General features: G+C 65.5%; 17 protein-coding genes. 12 read left to right on the top strand and 5 right to left on the bottom strand.

Features of this window, described 5'->3' with window-relative positions:
- Positions 1–49: 49 nt before the first annotated feature.
- A complete protein-coding gene (locus CH305_RS25045; RefSeq protein ID WP_094705156.1) occupies positions 50–844 on the top strand; it encodes a ParA family protein in 795 nt (264 codons plus the stop codon).
- A gap of 22 nt (positions 845–866) precedes the next feature.
- Here CH305_RS25045 and CH305_RS25040 read toward each other — a convergent pair whose 3' ends face one another.
- Positions 867–2,120: a hypothetical protein gene (locus CH305_RS25040; RefSeq protein WP_094705154.1), complete on the bottom strand. Its 1,254-nt coding sequence runs from the start codon at positions 2,118–2,120 to the stop codon at positions 867–869.
- A gap of 9 nt (positions 2,121–2,129) precedes the next feature.
- Positions 2,130–3,791, bottom strand: coding sequence for a DEAD/DEAH box helicase (locus tag CH305_RS25035; protein ID WP_094705152.1), 1,662 nt, complete (start codon positions 3,789–3,791; stop codon positions 2,130–2,132).
- Positions 3,792–4,094: 303 nt separating this feature from the next.
- Here CH305_RS25035 and CH305_RS25030 point away from each other — a divergent pair, with 303 nt between their 5' ends.
- Both CH305_RS25030 and CH305_RS25025 read left to right on the top strand, forming a co-directional pair.
- Positions 4,095–4,814, top strand: coding sequence for a ferritin-like fold-containing protein (locus CH305_RS25030; protein ID WP_032376916.1), 720 nt, complete (start codon positions 4,095–4,097; stop codon positions 4,812–4,814).
- A gap of 131 nt (positions 4,815–4,945) precedes the next feature.
- On the top strand, positions 4,946–5,173 hold the full coding sequence (locus CH305_RS25025) for a DUF3107 domain-containing protein (RefSeq protein ID WP_170944847.1): 228 nt from the start codon (positions 4,946–4,948) through the stop codon (positions 5,171–5,173).
- Between the two features lie 77 nt (positions 5,174–5,250).
- Here CH305_RS25025 and CH305_RS25020 read toward each other — a convergent pair whose 3' ends face one another.
- Positions 5,251–5,904: a TetR/AcrR family transcriptional regulator gene (locus CH305_RS25020; protein ID WP_032378141.1), complete on the bottom strand. Its 654-nt coding sequence runs from the start codon at positions 5,902–5,904 to the stop codon at positions 5,251–5,253.
- A gap of 299 nt (positions 5,905–6,203) precedes the next feature.
- Between CH305_RS25020 and CH305_RS25010 the strand changes: the two genes are divergently transcribed.
- From CH305_RS25010 to CH305_RS25000, 3 genes are all read left to right on the top strand, one after another.
- Positions 6,204–7,283: a DUF3152 domain-containing protein gene (locus CH305_RS25010; RefSeq protein WP_032403086.1), complete on the top strand. Its 1,080-nt coding sequence runs from the start codon at positions 6,204–6,206 to the stop codon at positions 7,281–7,283.
- A 93-nt stretch (positions 7,284–7,376) separates the two neighbouring features.
- Positions 7,377–8,543 (top strand): adenylyltransferase/sulfurtransferase MoeZ, encoded by a 1,167-nt coding sequence (moeZ, locus tag CH305_RS25005; RefSeq protein WP_094705150.1) that lies wholly within the window; start codon positions 7,377–7,379, stop codon positions 8,541–8,543.
- A 60-nt stretch (positions 8,544–8,603) separates the two neighbouring features.
- Entirely contained in the window at positions 8,604–9,458 is an 855-nt protein-coding gene (locus CH305_RS25000) for a TIGR02569 family protein (RefSeq protein WP_032403554.1), read from the top strand.
- Here CH305_RS25000 and CH305_RS24995 read toward each other — a convergent pair.
- A complete protein-coding gene (locus tag CH305_RS24995) occupies positions 9,448–10,137 on the bottom strand; it encodes a FadR/GntR family transcriptional regulator (protein ID WP_094705148.1) in 690 nt (229 codons plus the stop codon). The genes CH305_RS25000 and CH305_RS24995 overlap by 11 nt on opposite strands.
- Positions 10,138–10,191: 54 nt before the next feature.
- On the opposite strand from CH305_RS24995, the gene CH305_RS24990 reads away from it, so the two are divergent.
- The 6 genes from CH305_RS24990 to CH305_RS24965 all read left to right on the top strand — a co-directional run bounded on the left by CH305_RS24990 (position 10,192) and on the right by CH305_RS24965 (position 18,079).
- A complete protein-coding gene (locus CH305_RS24990) occupies positions 10,192–11,460 on the top strand; it encodes a CynX/NimT family MFS transporter (protein ID WP_371832134.1) in 1,269 nt (422 codons plus the stop codon).
- A 214-nt stretch (positions 11,461–11,674) separates the two neighbouring features.
- Positions 11,675–13,084: a NarK/NasA family nitrate transporter gene (locus CH305_RS24985; protein WP_094705342.1), complete on the top strand. Its 1,410-nt coding sequence runs from the start codon at positions 11,675–11,677 to the stop codon at positions 13,082–13,084.
- 61 nt (positions 13,085–13,145) lie between these two features.
- The gene (gene nirB, locus CH305_RS24980) at positions 13,146–15,641 is read left to right on the top strand and encodes a nitrite reductase large subunit NirB (RefSeq protein ID WP_037155751.1); all 2,496 of its coding nucleotides are present in this window, start codon (positions 13,146–13,148) and stop codon (positions 15,639–15,641) included.
- Positions 15,642–15,762: 121 nt separating this feature from the next.
- On the top strand, positions 15,763–16,140 hold the full coding sequence (nirD, locus tag CH305_RS24975) for a nitrite reductase small subunit NirD (protein WP_032376922.1): 378 nt from the start codon (positions 15,763–15,765) through the stop codon (positions 16,138–16,140).
- Positions 16,137–17,348 carry a uroporphyrinogen-III synthase gene (locus CH305_RS24970; RefSeq protein WP_032403089.1) on the top strand — a complete coding sequence of 404 codons (1,212 nt, stop codon included), beginning with the start codon at positions 16,137–16,139 and terminating at the stop codon, positions 17,346–17,348. The genes nirD and CH305_RS24970 overlap by 4 nt, the downstream gene beginning before the upstream one ends.
- The gene (locus CH305_RS24965) at positions 17,348–18,079 is read left to right on the top strand and encodes a sirohydrochlorin chelatase (RefSeq protein WP_037155745.1); all 732 of its coding nucleotides are present in this window, start codon (positions 17,348–17,350) and stop codon (positions 18,077–18,079) included. The genes CH305_RS24970 and CH305_RS24965 overlap by 1 nt, the downstream gene beginning before the upstream one ends.
- Here the strand turns inward: CH305_RS24965 and CH305_RS24960 are convergent.
- Complete coding sequence (locus tag CH305_RS24960) at positions 18,036–19,817, bottom strand: NTP transferase domain-containing protein (protein ID WP_256983983.1); 1,782 nt, start codon at positions 19,815–19,817, stop codon at positions 18,036–18,038. The two genes, CH305_RS24965 and CH305_RS24960, sit on opposite strands and share 44 nt — an antisense overlap.
- Between the last annotated feature and the right edge of the window lie 12 nt (positions 19,818–19,829).

The raw sequence follows: 19,829 nt of genomic DNA, 5'->3' as shown, positions 1-19,829 counted from the left end.
AGGTGCCGAACTCTCGCTCATCCGCAGAATGTAGGCAAGGATCAAAGCCGTGACGACAATTCTTGCGGTAGCGAATCAGAAGGGCGGCGTGGCCAAGACCACCACGGTGGCCTCGCTCGCAGCAGCGCTGCACGCGCTCGACCGACGCGTCCTGGTGGTCGACCTCGACCCGCAGGGTTGCCTGACGTTCTCTCTGGGGCACAACCCCGACAAGCTCGATTCCTCCGTACACGAGGTGTTGACCGGGGACGCCAAGGTGGAGGACGTGCTGATCGAAACGGCGGAAGGAATCGTCCTGTTGCCGGCCACGATCGATCTCGCCGGTGCCGAAGCCCTACTGCTGATGCGGGCGGGTCGCGAATTCGCACTCAAGCGCGCGCTCGCTCCCATACTCGACGACTTCGATGTCGTCGTCATCGATTGCCCGCCGTCTTTGGGGGTACTGACCCTCAACGGGCTCACTGCCGCGCAGTCGGTGTTGGTACCTCTGCAGTGCGAAACCCTCGCCCATCGGGGAGTGGGGCAGCTGTTGCGAACGGTGTCCGAGGTGCAGCAGATCACCAACCCCGACCTGACGCTGCTCGGTGCGCTCCCCACCCTGTTCGATGCTCGAACCACCCACAGCAGGGACGTGCTCGGCGATGTCTCCGACCGATATTCGCTCCCGGTCCTCGCGCCGCCGATCCCGCGGACCGTTCGCTTCGCCGAGGCCAGCGCATCGGGCGCGACGGTACTGTCGGGGCGAAAGAACAAGGGCGCGCAGGCGTATCGAGAACTTGCCGAGAACCTGCTGGCGCACTGGAACGACGGAGCCGAGCTGAAGACTTACGCGCCGGCTGTGTAGCACCGGGCGAACGACGGCCTGATCAGCCCAGAGCGACCACGTCGTCACCGCGCTGCTCGACGATCACATCGCCGATGACCGACGTCTGCACCGGACCGATGTAGTCGCCTCGGTCCACGGGTAACTCGTCGATCGACGCGCCGGTGGTGAGATCGACCACCGCGATACCGTCGGGCACGGGGACGAGAAGCCGGCCGGCCATGACGGCTCCGCTTCCGAGGGCTCCGGGGATGGACCACACGGGGGACAAGCCGGTGGAATCGAGCGCCTGCACCCCGGTACCGGTGAACCAGGTGAACACCGAGCCTGCCTTCGTCGCAGGCGAATTCGGTGAGTCCTGCTCGGGGGACAGGGTGGAAGCGAGGTCGAATTCGGATATCCGCGAAGCCGTGTTGTCGTAGAGTCCGATCCGATCGGGCGCGCCGTTCTCGGCTGGAAGGTACAGCGCGACAACGCTTCCGGTGACGGCAATGACGCGTCCGGCAGTAGGGGAGTCGGGCCCGGGAACGAGTTCGGGCACCACCGTCGACCCGTACTCCTCGGGTTCACTCGCGTCCTTGGGAGCAGGGTTGATCAGAGACAAGCGCGCAGCAGCCTCGCCCGGGCACTGCTCCAGCACGGCTGTCCGCGAGTTCGTCGACGCCGAGGACAGCAGGGTGCACCCGGTTCTCGGCTGACTACCAGGATTGACCGGAGCATCCACGCGACCGTACTCGAGGGTGCGCACCATGTCCGATCGCCACAACTCCATGCGGGTGTCGCCCCTCGACGTCACATAAGTGCCGTCGGACGACAGGCGAACCGCATCGTCGGCGTCGGACGTGCGTTGTGCCTTGCGCTGCCCGGTGGATCCGTCGAGTTCGGTCACCTGGGAGCAACCGCGATCGTCGCGGTAGACCGCGATTGCCGTGTTCCAAGCTGCGACCACCGAGCACAGCGGGAGATCGCGTGTGTAGGACCAGGACTGCTCTCCCGACCGCGGATCACGGCCGAGGACGGAGCCGCCATCGGCAGTGACCACCGTGGATCCGGCGACGACGGGAGCCGGGGTACGCGCGGGATCCGTTGCTGCGCTCGGCGCACGCCACAATTCGGTGAGAGCTGTGGGCACCGACGCTGCCGGCTCGGGCTGAGGCAGTGGCTCCGCGGCGGAAATCGACGTGGTACCGCGGGCGTCGCCGGTCAACCAGGCGATGCTCGCGGCCACGACCACCACAACTGCGATGACGGCGGCGACGACGAGGTCGGTTCTCGTCCGACGTTCTGGAGCCAGCACGAAGGGAGACTACTCCGAAGCGCTCGCAGTCGACGGTCCGGCATCGGCCGAGGATCCACCGGAGCGACGGCGCCTGCGGCGGCGCGGGGCAGTCTTCGTGGCCGTGTCGGCGGACGCCGTATCGGTCGTATCCGACTGTTCGCCAACCGAAGTCGCGGCAGATGGGGAATCGTTCGACGCCGCGGCCGAGCCTGCGGTCTCGCCGCCCTGCCCTGCACGAGTGCGACGGCGACTGCGCGAGCGGCGGGGCTTGGTCGCTGCCGACGATGCGTCCGCGGCTGGCGCTGCCGCGTCGGTCTCGTTGTCTTCCTCCGCCTTCTCCGGGGCGCGCGAGGGTGCCTTGCGCACAGTGCCGGTGGCGTCCGTGGCGATACCGAGGTCGGTGAACAGGTGCGGTGAGCTCGAATAGGTCTCGACCGGATCCGGCATACCGAGATCGAGCGCCTTGTCGATCAGCTGCCAGCGGGGGATGTCGTCCCAGTCGACCAGGGTGACTGCTATGCCGGTGCGTCCGGCGCGGCCGGTGCGACCGATGCGGTGCACATAGGTCTTCTCGTCCTCGGGGCACTGGTAGTTGATGACGTGGGTGACGTCGTCGATGTCGATACCGCGTGCTGCGACATCGGTGGCCACCAGAACGTCGATCTTCCCGGTGCGGAACGCCTTGAGGGCCTTCTCGCGTTGGACCTGACCGAGGTCACCGTGCACGGCACCGACCGAGTAGCCACGCTCGGCCAGCTCGTCGGCGACCTTCTGAGCGGTGCGCTTGGTGCGAGTGAACACCATCGTCGCGCCGCGGCCCTCGGCCTTGAGGACCTTGGCCACCATCTCGACCTTGTCGAGTGCGTGCGCCCGGTACACGTGCTGGGCGGTGCGGTCGTGGACGGCGGAGGACTCCGCTTCTTCGGCCCGGATGTGCGTCGGTTGCGTCAGGAAGGTGCGCGCCAGCGTGATGATCGGGCCGGGCATCGTGGCTGAGAACAGCATCGTCTGACGCTTGTCGGGCACCATGCCGAGGATGCGTTCGATGTCGGGAAGGAACCCGAGGTCGAGCATCTCGTCGGCTTCGTCGAGAACGAGTACGCCGACCTTGCCCAGAATCAGGTGGTTCTGCTTGGCGAGGTCGAGCAGACGGCCGGGAGTTCCGACGACGACGTCGACCCCGTTCTGCAGCGCGCTGATCTGAGCCTCGTACGGGCGGCCACCGTAGATGGAGAGCACCTTGACGGGTCCGTTGGCACCGCTGAGGTACTTGGAGGCGTTCTCGAGATCGGAGCTGACCTGGACGCACAGTTCACGGGTCGGCACGATGATCAGGGCACGCGGAGTGCCGTCGAGCGGGGTGGTGCCGGAGTTGTCCGTGGCGAGCCGGTGCAGAAGTGGAACACCGAAGCCGAACGTCTTGCCCATGCCGGTACGTGCCTGACCGATGAGGTCGTCGCCCGCGATGGCGAGCGGCAGCGTCAGCTCCTGGATGGCGAAGGTGCGCTCGATTCCCATCTCGGAGAGAGCGCGAACGATGGCCGCGTCGACGTTCAGTTCCGCGAACGTGGGAGGTACGTGGGTGTCGTCGAGTTGCGCCGACAACGTCGTGTCGCCGGTCTCGGATTCTTGGTCGATGACTATCTTGCTCAGGGGACTGGCCTTCCTCGTGTCCGAACGCGCGCACAAGGAAGGGCACAGGCCTATTGCCGGCCGAAGTCGATGCCCTCAATCCGATGTGATGTCGCCGTCAGCCTCAGCGCGGCCACGGACTGCGATGTCCGCTGCGGCGAAGCTGTCGAGGCGACCCGGATCAGGTGCGCGCACATTATCGATGACCGTCACATGTTCTTCGGTCCGTTCCATCGGTCCGCGAGCGACGATCGAGCACCATGGTAGCTTGCCGAGCCGAATTCACCATGGTCGGCCGGTCACGGCAGGTACGACGCGCGCCGCGGCGGGGCGTCGCGCACGGGACTACGATTGCCACCCATGGGAGCCCACTCGCCGGAGTCGTCGTCGTCCATAGATGCATCCACCACGCTCGTCGAGCCGGCCGAGCCGGCCATCGCGCACGATCATCCGGGAGTTCCGGACCTGTTCGCGGTACTCGCCTACGGTGAGATCTCGGCCTTCTATCGCCTGGCCGAAGATGCGCGAATGGCGCCGTCGATGGAGGGGCGCGTGGCCCTGGCCAGCATGGCGGCGGCGGAGATGAGCCACTTCGAGACGCTGGAGCGAGCGTTGTCCGTTCGGGGTCTCGACGTATATGCCTCGATGGCTCCGTTCGTGCGCGCTCTGGACGAATACCACGCATCGACCACTCCGTCGACGTGGTTGGAGTCCCTGGTCAAGGCCTACGTGGGCGACGGGATCGCAGCGGACTTCTACCGGCAGATCGCGCACAGCCTCGATCCCGACGTCGCGGAGATCGTGCGAGACGTGCTGGCCGAGACCGGGCATTCGGAGTTCGTGGTCCACGAAGTATCCGAGCGGGTTCGGGCGAGCTCGCAGGACAAGGCGCGGCTGATGCTGTGGGGTCGCCGCCTGCTCGGCGAAGCCATCACCCAAGCTCAGTTCGTGCTCGCGCAGCGAGAGTCGCTGACCGATCTCGTCATCACCGCCTCGGGCGACCTCAACGGAGTGGTCGCGCTGTTCGATCGGATGCAGGAACAGCACTCGGAGCGGATGTCCTCGCTCGGCCTGGACTGACCCGTCCGACGCCGGTGTTCGCCGACAACACACGGCGGTGTTCGCTGACAGCACAGGGCGTCGGCCGTCTGGGCCGACCCCGCTGCACTAGCCTGGCGTGAGCAGAGTTGTCGAGAGTTCGGAGGTTGACCGTGGAGGTCAAGATCGGTGTTTCGGAGAGTTCCCGTGAGCTCGTCGTGAACAGCACGCAGTCCCCGGCCGAGGTCGAAGCGCTCGTGTCGACCGCCTTCGCCGGTAAGGATGGAGTGCTGTCGTTGGAGGACGAGAAGGGACGCAAGTTCTTGATCCAGGCCGCCAAGGTGTCGTACGTCGAGATCGGTCCGTCCGATGCTCGGAAGGTCGGATTCGCGACCTCCTGACACGGCCGGGAAACGCACCACACGCCCCTCACTCGACGTCGAGTGAGGGGCGTGTGGCGTTGAACGGGAAGAGGTTCCTACGGGGCTTGCAGCGGAACGTGCGACAGACCGCCCCAGGCCAGCGACACGGTGGTGTCCACCGCGTCTTCCTTGGATATGGGCCGGTCGGCTTCCAGCCAGTATCGGGCGGTGAACTGGCTCGCTCCGACCAGACCGACGGCGAGCACGCGGGCCCGATACGGGTCGAGTCCCGAGTCGTGCGCGACCAGATCGAACACGGCGTCGACGCACGCCTCGGTCGCCTGCTCGACTCGTGAGTTGACCTGGGGATCGCCCATCAGATCGGACTCGAACACCAGGCGGAAGCCCTGAGTGTCGGTGTCGACGAAGTCGTAGAACGCCAGTACCGCGGCGCGCACGCGCTGTCGGTTGTCGGTGGTCGAGCGAAGGGCCTGGCGAACGCCCGCGATCAACGTGTCGACGTAGCTCTGCAGCACCGCCAGATACAGCTCGAGCTTCCCGGGGAAGTGCTGGTAGAGGACCGGTTTGCTGACGCCTGCGCATTCGGCGATCTCGTCCATTCCGGACGCGTGATAGCCGCGGGTCACGAATATTTCGCTCGCAGCGGCGAGCAGCTGCGCCCGACGGGCATCGCGCGGCAGCCGTGCGCTGCGTCGATTGCCGGTGGTGGCCGGCCGGTCCGAGGACCTCCGGTCGTCGAGATCTGTCATCAATTCCGTTCCCATCCGCGTCGACAACTGCGCTCGTCTTGGTTCGACAGCGAGCGATCCGTCGTGAACTTCCGGCGGGTAGCCATCGGTTCGGATCACTCGTAGCGCAGATCACGGGCAACGATACTCGTGGCGTCCGGCACGGTCGGGATCCTGGGGGACCAGGAACGAATTGCTCGAAGCCGGATCACGTCGAACGGTTTGTTTGTAGGATGTTTCCGTACCGAGAACCCGATAGTTCCGGTCTCGTTGTCGGCGTGCCGAGCAGCGGGCGGTGAGGATTGTGAGATCGTGATCGAGTGACTGACCGAGGCGGGCCGCGTATCCGCGGTGGTGTGCAGTCGGGCGGCGTCGACGACGAGTACGACGATCGGTCGGACGAGTTTCCACGCACGGTGGGTAGTCGCGGTTCTCATCAACCATTGCGCGCGCAGTGGGATCCGACGCAGCGCGAGGTCAAGCAACGCAATCGTCGACCCGACCGCGATGTCCGCAAGCAGAGCAAGATCGGAAAGTTCGCCTCGACGTACGGCTGGCGGGCGTACGCGGTTCCAGTTCTGATCGTGGTCACTGCGCTCGTGGTATTCGATGCCGTGCGCACCGGCGACCCGGTCACCGGCACCGCGGCGCAGTCCACCAACGCCGATCCCGGTTTCGGCGCTCTGAGCTCCGATACGACCTCGGGCACCGGAATCATCGGTGTACCGCCACAGGCGGACGGCAATTTCGCGTCGTCGATCTCCTCGGGAGAACTGCCGGACGGGGGCCCCTTCGCGGTCCAGGGTGCCGGAACGTGGCACACCGTGGCCGGTTCCACCGAGCAGGTGGGACAGGGGACCGAGCGGGTGTTCACGTACACGGTCGAGGTGGAGGACGGTGTCGACACGGTCGGATTCGGCGGCGACGAGTCGTTCGGCCGTCTGGTGGACCAGACACTCGCCAATCCCAAGAGCTGGACGAACGACCCGCGTTTCGCGTTTCGGCGAATCGACCAGGGGGACCCCGACTTCAGGATCTCGCTGACGTCGCAGATGTCCATCCGGCAGGCGTGCGGCTACGACATTCAGCTCGAAGTCTCCTGCTACAACCCGGGCATCGAGCGAGTCGTCCTGAACGAGCCGAGGTGGGTTCGCGGGGCGATCTCGTTCCAAGGAGACATCGGCTCGTACCGCCAGTATCAGATCAACCACGAGGTGGGACACGCAATCGGCTACCAGCAGCACCAGCCGTGCGAGGCCGACGGCGGCCTGGCGCCGGTGATGATGCAACAGACGTTCGGCACGTCCAACGACGACATCGCACGACTGGATCCGGAGGGTGTAGTCCCCATGGACGGCAAGACATGTCGATTCAATCCGTGGCCGTACCCGCGAGCGTGACCGGCTGGGTTTCGGACCAGCTGGGGGATTAGATTCGAACGTGGCGATCGGGGTCACCGGCCGCCGTGTCGAGTCGAGGAGCGTCGCTGCATCGTGGTCCACCTACCTCCCCTGGTCGAACCCGCGGGCGAACTGACGCCCGAGGACGTAGCGCGATACAGCCGTCATCTCATTATTCCCAGCGTGGGAACGGACGGCCAGAAGCGCCTGCGCAACGCCCGTGTACTCGTCGTCGGTGCCGGGGGGTTGGGTTCACCTGCATTGCTCTATCTCGCAGCCGCAGGTGTCGGGACTCTGGGAATCGTGGAATTCGACGATGTCGAACTGTCCAATCTGCAACGGCAGATCATCCACGGTCGTTCCGATGTGGGCCGGGCGAAAGCCGACAGTGCCAGAGATTCGATTCTCGAACTCAACGACGGCGTCGAGGTGACGTTGCACAAGGTTCGACTGGATTCCTCGAACGCGCTCGAACTCTTCGCACAGTACGATCTCGTTCTCGACGGCACCGACAATTTTGCAACCCGGTACCTCGTGAACGATGCAGCTGCCCTGGTCGGCATTCCGTACGTGTGGGGTTCGATCTATCGATTCGAGGGCCAGGTTTCGGTGTTCTGGGATGCAGCACCCGGGGGAGTGGGCATCAACTATCGCGACCTGTACCCCGAGGCTCCGCCGCCGGGAATGGTGCCGTCGTGTGCCGAAGGTGGCGTGCTGGGAGTGTTGTGCGCTTCGATCGGTTCGGTCATGGTGACCGAGGCCATCAAGTTGATCACCGGCATCGGCGAGACGCTGTTGGGCAGATTGATGATCTACGACGCACTGGCAATGACCTATCGAACGGTGCGGTTGACCCGCGATCCGCATCGGATCCCGATCACCGAGATGATCGACTACGAGGCATTCTGCGGAGTTGTTCCGGCAGTCGAATCCGTCGGCGAGGAAGTTACCCCGGTTCAGCTCCGGGCAATGATGGAGTCCGGGCGCGAGGTTGCTCTGATCGATGTGCGTGAGCCGGTCGAGTGGGACATCGTTCGCATCGACGGCGCACGCCTGATTTCCAAGGATCGAATCCTCTCCGGTGCGGCCATGGCCGAGTTGCCGCAGCACGTGCCGATCGTGCTGTACTGCAAAACCGGCATCAGGTCCGCGGAAGTGCTCAGCGCGGTCGTCGGTGCCGGTTTTGCCGACGCGTCCCATCTGCGGGGCGGAATAGTGGAGTGGGCCAAGCAAATAGACCCTGGTTTGCCCATCTACTGAAGCCGTGCGTGTGTGCGCGTCGTCCGCAGTGATGCAGCGATCGGCGGTAGCGTGGCGAGCGTGAGCTCTGTCGAACCCCCTCAGCACGTGATCTCTACGTTCGGGCTGCGCGATGTCGAGCCGGCACCCCTCGGCGCGGACTGGGACGGAGGGTGGCGTCTGGGTGACGTCGTGCTGTCTCCGGTGGCCGACCACGCCCGCGCGGCCTGGTCGGCCAAGGTACGCGAGACGTTGACGGTGGATGGAGTTCGACTCGCTCGCCCGGTGCGCTCCACCGACGGTCGGTACGTCGTGTCGGGCTGGCGCGCAGACACGTTCGTGGCCGGCGAACCCGAGCCCCGGCACGACGAGGTGGTCTCGTTGTCGTTGCGTCTGCACTCGGCGACGGCGCAACTGGAGCGTCCCCGATTCTTGGTTCAGCCGCCCGTTGCGCCGTGGGCAGATGTGGACGTGTTCGTCGCAGCCGACAGAGCGGCGTGGGAGGCCGTCCCCCTCCGATCGGCGCGCGGAGCAGGCGCACCCGAGCCGTCCTCCAGTGACGGGAAAAGCAGTCTCGAGTTGGTCAAACAGCTTGCGACACTGCGTAAACCCGTCGAGTCGCCGGATCAACTGGTACACGGCGACCTGTTCGGAACGGTGCTGTTCTCGGGCAGCGACGCACCCGGAATCAGCGACATCACGCCGTATTGGCGTCCCGCGCCGTGGGCCGCCGGAGTAGCGGTGGTGGATGCCCTGTCCTGGGGTGACGCCGACGACGGTCTGGTGGGTCGCTGGGACGATCTACCCGAGTGGCCACAGATGTTGCTGCGCGCGTTGATGTTTCGTCTCGCTGTTCACGCGCTCCATCCGCGTTCGACGTCCGAGGCCTTTCCGGGTCTCGCACGAACAGCAGACCTGGTGCGCCTCATTCTGTAGATTCCGATGCGCGAGCGAGTGGTTCGGACAGTTCGTGGAACAGTGATCGAGCTGCATCCGACGCACGATCGGCGTCTCCGTCGATGACGGCATGGACGAGTGCGGTGTGCTCGGCGACGTAGTCGTCGTCGTGTTCGATGGCATGGTGGCGCATGGCGTCATGGATCACCGGCAGCAGTGAGTCGTAGAACTCCAGATAGATCGCGTTATGGCTGGCTGCGACGATGGCGCGGTGGAGGCGCGCGTCGATCCGGACGGCGTCCGCCAGTGGGGTCTCGTTCGACCACGCCGCGTTGCGATCCTTCAGCGCGCCCAGCATGACTCGGATGTCCTCGTCGTCGCGTCGGTCGGCGGCGAGCGCAGCTGCAGTGACCTCCAGGGTCTGGCGGAGTTCGGTGACGTCGCGGTGCCGGGCGTCCGAGAAGTACTTGCCCAGGGTGCCGCCGAGGTCGGAGCAGGTCATGACGAAGGTGCCCGAACCCTGCCTGCGCTCGACCATGCCGGCGTGCACGAGAGCTTGGACCGCTTCGCGAACAGTGTTGCGACCGGTCCCGGTGATTTCACACAATTCCGGCTCGGTGGGGATGCGGGTGCCCACCGGCCATCTCTGCGACGTGATCTCGTCACGCAACTGTGCGGTGACCTGGGTTATCAGGCTCGATCGCTGGACCTGCCGCACGTGGGCTCCTCGGACTGTGAACGTTTCGCCGTCGATAGTAATGCTTTGCACCCGATGATCCGGTCATCCTATGATTACGCGGTGAGTGCGCCTACCGTTCCCGATACCCGCCTCCGCAGTACCTCGCTCGTGCGCGGTCGAATTCTCGTCTTCTCTGCGATCGTGCTGTCTGCGCTGACACTGCGCGCCGCCGTGACCTCGATCAGCCCGCTGTTCGGCAGGATCGGCACCGACCTCCAGTTCGGCTCCACGGTGATCGGCCTCGTCGGTATGTTGCCGCCGGCGATGTTCGCCGTGTTCGGTCTGGCGACGCCGTTTCTCGCCAAGCGGACCGGGCTCGAGCGAGCTGCACTGCTCGCCATGACTCTCACCACCATCGGTATGGCCACTCGGGCGTTCGCACCGAACACCGCGTCGTTGCTCGCGCTGTCCGCAATAGCCCTCGCAGGCATGGGTATCGGAAACGTCGTCATCCCGCCGTTGGTCAAGCGGTACTTCTCCGACCGCCTGGCGGTGGTGAGCACCATCTACATCTGTGCCTTGCAGGTCAGCACCATGGTCCCGCCTCTACTGGCCGTTCCCGTCGCCGACGCCCACGGTTGGCGCGTGTCCATCGGTGTCTGGGCTGTCGTCGGAGTGGCCGCCGCCGTGCCGTGGCTCGGTGTGGTGGTGGCCCGTCGCGGCCATGACGAGAAGGACATCTCGGCCGAGGCCGGATCCTCGGCGGTGCACGCGCCGCCGAGCGGCCGAATTCATCGATCGTCGCTGGCGTGGGGAATGGTGATGATGTTCGCGATGACGTCGCTGATCACCTACGCGATGCTGACGTGGCTGCCGACGCTCCTGATCGACGCAGGCATCGGCGAAGCCTTGGCCGGTGCGTCCGTTGCCGCGTTCGGTGCAATGGGATTGATCACCTCGCTGGCCGCTCCGACTCTCTGTGCGCGCGTGAAGAATCCGTACGGCATCGTGGTCGTCGCGGCCGCGTGCTACCTCGGTGGCTTCGCAGGACTGCACTGGTCTCCGGCTGCCGGAACCGTGGTGTGGGTGTGCCTCGTCGGGCTCGGCACCATGACCTTCCCGATGTCGCTGACGCTGATCAACCTCAGGACGCGCACCCCGGTCGGATCGTCCTCGCTGTCGGGGTTCACCCAGGGGCTGGGTTATGTGGTGTCCTCGACCGGTCCGATCCTGTTCGGGCAGCTGCACACGCTGTCCGGTGGATGGGGACTGCCGCTCGTGCTGCTGACCGGGTGCGTAGCGGTTCTGCTCGTCGGAGGATTTCTGTGCTGTCGACCGAGGATGCTCGAAGACACCTGGTGACGTTCGGCGAACGTCGACGCTTCAGCTCACGTCGGTGCTCGACGGCGCGTGAGACCAAGTTAATCAACGAGTCATCGCGCGCAGCGCCGCGGCAACATGGCTTTCCTATGTTCGGTTCACACACCGATCAGGAGGCCACAACGTGACCAGCCTTTCTCGCAGCGCTTCGGCAGACGCCGGCTCAGCCACCACCACGACGGTTCCGCCCGGAACAGTGCCCGTTTCCGTGAACCATCACATTGCGCACTGGAATTCCGAGGACGTCGAGGCCTGGGAGGCCGGTGGCAAGCAGATCGCCAAGCGCAATCTGATCTGGTCGGTCGTCGCCGAGCACGTCGGTTTCTCGATCTGGTCGATCTGGTCGGTGATGGTGCTGTTCATGCCGTTGTCGGTCTACGGCATCGACGCGGCGGGCAAATTCTTCCTCGTGGCCGTCCCCACTCTCGTCGGCGCAATCCTTCGGATCCCGTACACCTTCGCCACGGCCAAGTTCGGTGGGCGGAACTGGACCATCTTCAGCGCTCTGGTGTTGCTGATCCCGACCGTACTGACGATGTACTTCATGCTGAACCCGGCGTCGTACACCACGTACATCATCGTGGCGGCGTTCGCCGGCGTGGGCGGTGGCAACTTCGCATCCTCCATGACGAACATCAATGCGTTCTATCCCCAGCGCGAAAAAGGTTGGGCGCTCGGCCTGAATGCAGGCGGTGGCAACATCGGCGTGCCCGTCATCCAGCTCATCGGGTTGCTCGTCATCGCCACCATCGGCAACACCGCGCCCGAGATCGTCTGCGCCGTGTATCTCGTGTTCATCGCGATCGCCGCCGTCGGTGCCGCGTTGTACATGGACAATCTCGACAACCAGAAGACCAACGGACGCTCCATGATCGACGTGCTGAAGTTCTCCGATGCGTGGTGGATCGCCTTCCTCTACATCGGTACCTTCGGCTCGTTCATCGGCTTCAGTTTCGCGTTCGGTCAGGTGCTGCAGATCAACTTCCTCGCCGGACTCACCGACGGGGCCCCGGCAACCCCCGCGCTGCAGGCACAGGCGTCGCTGCAGGCTGCTCAGATCGCCTTCCTCGGTCCATTGCTGGGATCGCTGTCGCGGCCCTTCGGAGGCAAGCTCGCAGACAAGATCGGCGGCGGCAAGATCACCCTGTACACGTTCGTGGCCATGACCTTCTCCACCGGAATTCTGGTCGCGGCCAGCACCTGGGACGACTCGACGCCCGGAGCGGCCAGCGGCACGGTCATGGTGCTCTTCGTCATCGGATTCATTGCACTCTTCTTGCTCTCGGGTCTGGGCAACGGATCGGTCTACAAGATGATCCCCGCGATCTTCGCCGCGAAGTCGGTTCAGCTTCAGGGCATGACGGTCGACGAGCAGCAGCACTGGTCGCGCAAGATGTCCGGCGCTCTCATCGGTATCGCCGGTGCGATCGGCGCGCTGGGCGGCGTCGGAATCAATCTGGTTCTGCGAGCGTCGTACTCGGGCACTGCGAAGTCCGCGACCACCGCGTTCTGGGTGTTCCTCGGCTTCTACATCGTGTGCGCGATCGTCACCTGGGCGATCTACCTGCGCAAGACCAGCTCTGCCGACGCTTCGGTAGCCGTCTGACGCGCTCTGGTTGAACGGACGAAAAGCTCTGCACGACAACGCAAATTCGGAAGGACCCGCAATGAAGAACGCGGTAGTGGTAGGTCATGGAATGGTCGGGCACCGGTTCGTCGAAGCGTTGCGCGCGCGCGACGAGGCGGCAGAGTGGAAGGTCACGGTCCTCTGCGAGGAAGCGTTGCCGGCGTACGACCGAGTGGGCCTGTCGTCCTACGTCGGTGCCTGGGACCACAAGGAACTGGCGCTGGCGGGTAACGACTACCCCGGTGACCTTCTCGTCGAGATGCGCACCGGAGTGCGTGCCGATCGCATCGACCGTGATCACCGGACCGTCGAGACCTCCGCGGGCGACTCGGTGGAGTACGACGCGCTCGTGCTCGCCACCGGGTCCTATCCGTTCGTGCCGCCGATCCCCGGGCACGATCTACCTGGCTGCTTCGTCTACCGGACCCTCGACGACCTGGACAAGATCCGGGCCCGAGCGGACGCAGCGGGCCCCGGTGCCGTGGGGGTCGTCGTCGGCGGAGGTTTACTCGGTCTCGAAGCGGCCAATGCACTGCAGAAGATGGGCATGACCCCGCACGTCATCGAGTTCGCTCCACGATTGATGCCGCTGCAGGTCGACGAGGGCGGAGGCGCGCTGTTGGCTCGTCTCGTCACCGAACTCGGGCTGAACGTCCATGTGGGAGTCGGTACATCGTCAATCTCCGAGAACGACAGCGCCGGCCTGACGGTCGAGCTGAGCGACGGCAGCACGATCGACGCCGCTCTGTTGGTGTTCTCCGCCGGTGTGCGTCCCCAGGATCGGCTGGCCCGCGAGAGTGGCCTCGAGGTCGGCGAGCGCGGCGGCATCATGGTCGACATCGGTTGCACTACATCCGATCCCGCCGTGTTCGCGATCGGCGAGTGTGCCGCGGTCGAGGGCCGATGCTACGGCCTCGTTGCCCCTGGATACTCGACGGCAGAGGTGGTGGCCGACCGATTGCTCGGCGGCGCAGCGCAATTCCCCGGTGCCGACATGTCCACCAAACTCAAGCTCATGGGCGTCGATGTCGCGAGCTTCGGCGACGCGATGGCGGCCACTCCGGGTGCTCTCGAGGTGGTGTTCAGCGATGCGCCCAAGGGAACGTACGCCAAGCTCGTCGTGACCGACGACGCGAAGACCCTCCTCGGCGGCATCCTCGTCGGCGACGCCTCCGCGTATTCGCTGCTGCGTCCGCTCGTCGGACGAGAATTGCCCGGCGACCCCGGAGCCCTGATCTCACCGGCAGCCGAACAGGTCGGTATCGGTGCGCTGCCCGACGACGCCGAGATCTGCTCCTGCAACGGCGTGAGCAAGGGTGCCATCTGCTCGGCCATCGCCGACGGAGCGTGCGATCTGGCGGCCGTGAAGAGTTGCACCACCGCGGGCACCACCTGCGGCGGATGTCTGCCGTCCATCAAGTCGTTGCTGGCCGCATCCGGGGTAGTGCTCTCGAAATCGTTGTGCGAGCACTTCTCTCAATCCAGGGCCGAGCTGTTCGAGATCGTTCGGGCAACGAACACACGCACCTTCTCGTCGCTGATCGCCAAGTACGGCAGCGGAACCGGTTGCGACATCTGCAAGCCCGTCGTCGCGTCGATCCTCGCATCGACGTCTTCGGATCACATTCTGGACGGCGAGCAGGCCTCGCTGCAGGACACCAACGATCACTTCCTGGCCAATATTCAGAAGAACGGCACGTACTCTGTGGTGCCGCGGATGCCCGGCGGCGAGTGCACGCCCGAGCAGCTGATCGTCATCGGCGAGGTCGCGCGCGATTTCGGGCTGTACACCAAGGTGACGGGCGGACAGCGCATCGATATGTTCGGTGCCCGCGTCGAGCAGTTGCCTGCTATCTGGAAGCGCCTCGTCGACGCAGGCATGGAATCGGGCCAGGCATACGGGAAGTCGCTGCGCACGGTCAAGAGCTGCGTCGGTTCCAGTTGGTGCCGGTACGGTGTCCAGGATTCGGTGGGGATGGCCGTCGACCTGGAGAACCGCTATCGAGGGCTGAGGTCCCCGCACAAGATCAAGTTCGGGGTATCGGGCTGTGCGCGTGAGTGCGCCGAGGCCCGCGGCAAGGACGTCGGAATCATCGCGACCGAGGGTGGCTGGAACCTCTACGTCGGCGGAAACGGCGGGCAGTCACCCAAGCACGCCCAATTGCTGGCCTCGAATCTGGACGACACCACGTTGGTCAGCTACATCGATCGGTACCTCATGTTCTACGTGCGCACCGCAGACCGACTGCAGCGCACCGCGCCGTGGCTCGAATCGCTCGACGGGGGACTCGATCATCTCAAAGCCGTCGTATGCGACGACAGCCTCGGTATCGGCGCAGAACTCGAAGCCGACATGGAGCGCCACGTCGCCGGCTACAAGGACGAGTGGGCCGGCGTGCTCGAGGACGACGAGAAGCTCGGTCGATTCGTCTCGTTCGTCAACGCACCGGCCGAGGCCGATCCCACCATTGCGTTCGACGACTCCGGAGCACGCAAGATCCCCGTGCTGATGGGAATGCCGCGCGTCGGTGCCTAGGACCGACCCCGGCCTGACATACGCCAGGTCACGAAACTGAGTGCATGTGCACAGGTGAGTAATCGCGACTTAACGGCCCAGAAACACTGACAACGTGGAATAGCTGACCAGGAGGTACGCCATGACTGTCATCGACTCACGTACAGCGGTACCGAACGACATTGCTCGTAGTTGGACCCCGGCCTGCACGCTGGACACGCTGATTCCGGGGCGCGGGGTAGCGGTGCTCCTGCGCGGAGGCACGCAGGCGGCGTTGTTTCTGCTCGACGACGGACGACTGTTCGCGGTGGGCAACATCGATCCGTACGGACGCGCAGCGGTGATGTCGCGCGGCCTCGTGGGTGACCGCGGTGGCGAGCCCACGGTCGCATCACCGTTGCTCAAGCAGGTCTTCTCCTTGGTCGACGGGCGCTGCCTCGACGATGCGGAGGTCGGTCTCGGATCCTTCGAGGTCTCCTGCGTCGAGGGTGTCGTGCTCGTCCGCGGCGGCTCTACGTGAGCGAAATCGCCGGGGCAGGAACGCCTCTGGCCGGGTTCACCGTCGGGATCACGGCGTCGCGTCGGGCCGAGGAATTCGCAACTCTGCTCGAGCGGCGGGGAGCAACCGTGATGCATGCCCCCGCGATCCGCATCATCCCGCTCGCGGACGATGCCGAGCTGGAACGCGTGACCGCGGCGATCATCGCGCATCCACCCGAAATTACCGTCGCCACAACAGGCATCGGATTCCGAGGCTGGGTCGAGGCCGCAGACGGATGGGGGCGGGCAGAAGAACTCGGGTCTGCGCTCGGGGCGTCCCGGTTGCTGGCCCGCGGTCCCAAGGCAACGGGTGCGATCAGGGCCGCCGATCTCCGCGAGGACTGGTCGCCCGCCTCCGAATCCTCCGCGGAGGTACTCGAGCATCTACTCGCCGAAGGGGTCGAGGGCAAACGTATCGCCGTGCAACTGCACGGCGCGACGACCGAATGGGAGCCGATCCCGGACTTCTGCGAGGTACTGCGCTGTGCCGGAGCCGAAGTGGTTCCGGTGCCGGTGTATCGCTGGACGGCCCCCGACGACCAGGGTCCGATGGACCGCATGATCGAAGCCGTCGTCGTCGGCGATCTCGACGCACTCAGCTTCACCTCCGCGCCTGCGGTGGCCTCGATGCTGATGCGCGCCGACGAGAACGGGGTGCTCGAACCCCTGTTGCAATCGATGCGTACGCGGGTGCTTCCGGTGTGCGTCGGGCCGGTGACGGCAGCACCCCTCGAACAACTGAACGTGGCCACCACGCAGCCGGCGAGAGCGCGTTTGGGCGCTTTGGCGCGGCATATCGCCGAGGAATTGCCGAGGCGGACCGGTCGTCTTCATGCAGGCGGACACGTGGTGAGTGTGCGCGGCCGGTGCGTCGTGGTCGACGGTGAAGTGCGACCGGTGTCGCCGGCCGGAATGGCGTTGATGAAGACACTCGCTCGCAATCCTGGACGCGTCGTCTCCCGGGAAGACTTGCTTGCGTCCTTGCCCGGTGGTGGAGGTGACACCCACGCGGTGGAAACAGCGATGACCAGACTCCGGTCCTCTCTCGGCGCGCCGAAGGCGATCCAGACCGTGGTCAAGCGTGGGTATCGGATCGCACTCGATCACGTCGAAACCGAATCGGACTGCGATTCCGAGGAGCCTGCCGTGCACGCGCGTGTGGCCGTCGTCGAAGGAGGGAAGTACTGATGACTCCGACTCCGGTGTTGGTGGCACACGGCACCCGAAACCCCCGTGGTGTCGAGATGATCGCCGCACTTGCCGATGCCGTGTCGACGCAGATCGGTGCCACTCGCGTGGCATTCGTCGACGTACTCGGACCGTCCCCGGCCGAAGTGCTGCGCGACACCCCCGGGTCGGCGGTCGTGGTTCCGGCATTCCTGGCGTCGGGCTATCACGTCCACTCCGACGTACCGCGAGAAATTGCCGAAAGCGCTCATAGCTCGGTCGCGGTCACCCGTGCTCTGGGACCGGACCCCGTACTCGCGGAGGTCATGCTCGATCGGCTACGCGACACCGGTTGGCGCACAGGCGATTCGATCGTGCTCGCCGCCGCAGGGTCGTCCGACCCCCGAGCGCTGGCAGAACACGTTCGAGCAGCAGCGATGCTGGCCGACGTCGCGGGGGTCCCGGTACGCATCGGGTACGTCGCCACCGCTGTCCCCACCGTGTCCGAGGCGGTGTCGGCTCTCCGAGAGGAGGGACATACTCGAATCTTCGTTGCATCGTATCTGTTGGCGCGCGGGCTCTTTCACAATCGATTGGCCGACGCAGGTGCAGACGGCGTCGGTGAGCCGCTGGGGGTCCATCCAGCAATCGTGGATCTGGTGGTGGCCCGCTACTTCGAGGGCGTCCGATCGCTGGAGAGCGGATCGCTCAGTACGGCAACGGAAGGATGGTCACCGGTTCGTCGGCGCTGATCTCGGCCGGAACCAGTGCGAGCGCATCCCGGCCGACCAGGTGAGCCAGATGTGCAGTGCGTACCTCGGTATCTGCCCGCCAACGCGTGCCGTCGACGGTGACGGGGACGAGGCGAGGGACTGCAGATCGAACGTCCGCGGCATTGGACAACAGACCCATTCGTGGTGGACGCACCGTTCTGCCGGTCAATGCGTCGACGATCGCCGGAGCCGTCAGCAGTGCCGTTCCGACGGCCGCCAGGGGGTTGCCGGGTAATCCGAGTACCACTGTGCCGTCGGGCAGCGCCGCAGTGATCTGGGAACCACCGGGTCGGACACGCATCCGGCCGACGATGGGCTTCGCATCGAGCAGTGCGAGTGTCGAGCGCAGTTGATCGGCGGCACCGCCTCCGGTGGCTCCGACCACGACGACGACGTCCAGGCCCTGCGTGCGAGTCAGGACGTCTCGAAATTCCGTCGCCGAGTCGTCGAGCAGTCTCACATCGACGACCGCGATGCCGCAGTGCGACAGGTACTCCGGCAACACCGATCCGAGAACGTCTCGGGTCTCGCCGGGGGCAAGCGGTCCACTCGATCGAATCTCGTTGCCGCTGATCACTATTCGACCACGAACTGGACCGCGCACCGTCACGTCGAACACTTCCGCGCTGGCGGCGAGAGACCGTACCGCCGCATCGATCGGAGTTCCCGCGGCGACCAGCTCGGTGCCCGGCAGCCAGTCCTCGCCGCGTCGACGTGTGTCGTCGGACTCGGGTGCGGTCGACGGTCGACGCACCGACCCGTCCGGATCGTGTGTCACGTGCTCGTCGCGCACCACCGACGTCGCTCCGGGCGGAAGCGCAGCACCGGTCGCGATGCGCACCGCTGTTCCGGCGGTGAGTCCGGCGATGTCGACACTTCCTGCGTACGCGATGTCGGGCCGCAGCGTCCACGGCCCGGAGCCGCAGACGGCGTAACCGTCCATCGCGGAGATGTCGACTGCCGGCAACGCGGTCTGGGACACGAGGGGTTCCGCGAGGACGGTTCCGGCACTGTCCTGCAGCGGAATTCGACGGACAGGTAGGGGAGTGAGGCTGCTTCGAATGCGCTCCAATGCGTCGGCGACCTCGAGCGTCTGCGACGGCTGCGCGGCGAGGCGAGCGGCCAGAAGGTCGGCAGGGGTGTCGCAGTCCTCGATATCGGGAAGTGCGATGACCTGATGATCGATCGGAACGATCCGGCGCATCGGTGCACCTTCTACCGAATCCAGCTGTGCCACAGCGGAACGCAGTGCGGCGTGCTGCCACACTCCCAGCAGGAACTGTGTGCGCCCCGCGCTGTCGCGAGCGAATACTGCATGTGCTGCGGAGTGTGCGATGGAATCGATCAGGGATCCTATCGCGGCGGAGTCGAGACGTGGAATGTCCGCCGCGACGACGGCCACCAGATCTGCAGTGTGTTCCGAGTCTGCACTGTCATCGAGGGATCGGAGTCCCGCGGCGAGGGCCGAAACGGGCCCACCGCCGGCAGGCGACTCACGGGTCTGGACAACGTGGTCCGCCACCCCGGCGCGTGGTGGACCCACCAGAACCGTTCTGCGGCAGTTCGATACGGCGTCCACCGCGATGTCGACCATTCGACGGCCGCCGACGGTCAAGGCCGGCTTGTCGACCTCCTGCGGCGACGTCGAGTGCTCGGGATCGGCCATCCTCGATCCGCGACCGCCGGCGAGGACGATCGCATCGCAGACCGGCGTCACGGTGCGAGCGCT

This window comes from Rhodococcus sp. 15-649-2-2, assembly GCF_002258645.1.
Lineage (GTDB): Bacteria > Actinomycetota > Actinomycetes > Mycobacteriales > Mycobacteriaceae > Rhodococcoides.
The sequence above is the reverse complement of the archived record's forward strand: the minus strand, read 5'-3'. Positions and strand labels throughout refer to the sequence as shown.

Bases quoted from the DNA above. Each gene is read 5' to 3' on its own strand.
- CH305_RS25030 (WP_032376916.1), top strand. From the start codon at position 4,095: ATGGGAGCCCACTCGCCGGAGTCGTCGTCGTCCATAGATGCATCCACC.
- CH305_RS25020 (WP_032378141.1), bottom strand. From the start codon at position 5,904: ATGACAGATCTCGACGACCGGAGGTCCTCGGACCGGCCGGCCACCACC.
- CH305_RS24990 (WP_371832134.1), top strand. From the start codon at position 10,192: ATGATCCGGTCATCCTATGATTACGCGGTGAGTGCGCCTACCGTTCCC.
- nirB (WP_037155751.1), top strand. From the start codon at position 13,146: ATGAAGAACGCGGTAGTGGTAGGTCATGGAATGGTCGGGCACCGGTTC.
- nirD (WP_032376922.1), top strand. From the start codon at position 15,763: ATGACTGTCATCGACTCACGTACAGCGGTACCGAACGACATTGCTCGT.
- CH305_RS24965 (WP_037155745.1), top strand. From the start codon at position 17,348: ATGACTCCGACTCCGGTGTTGGTGGCACACGGCACCCGAAACCCCCGT.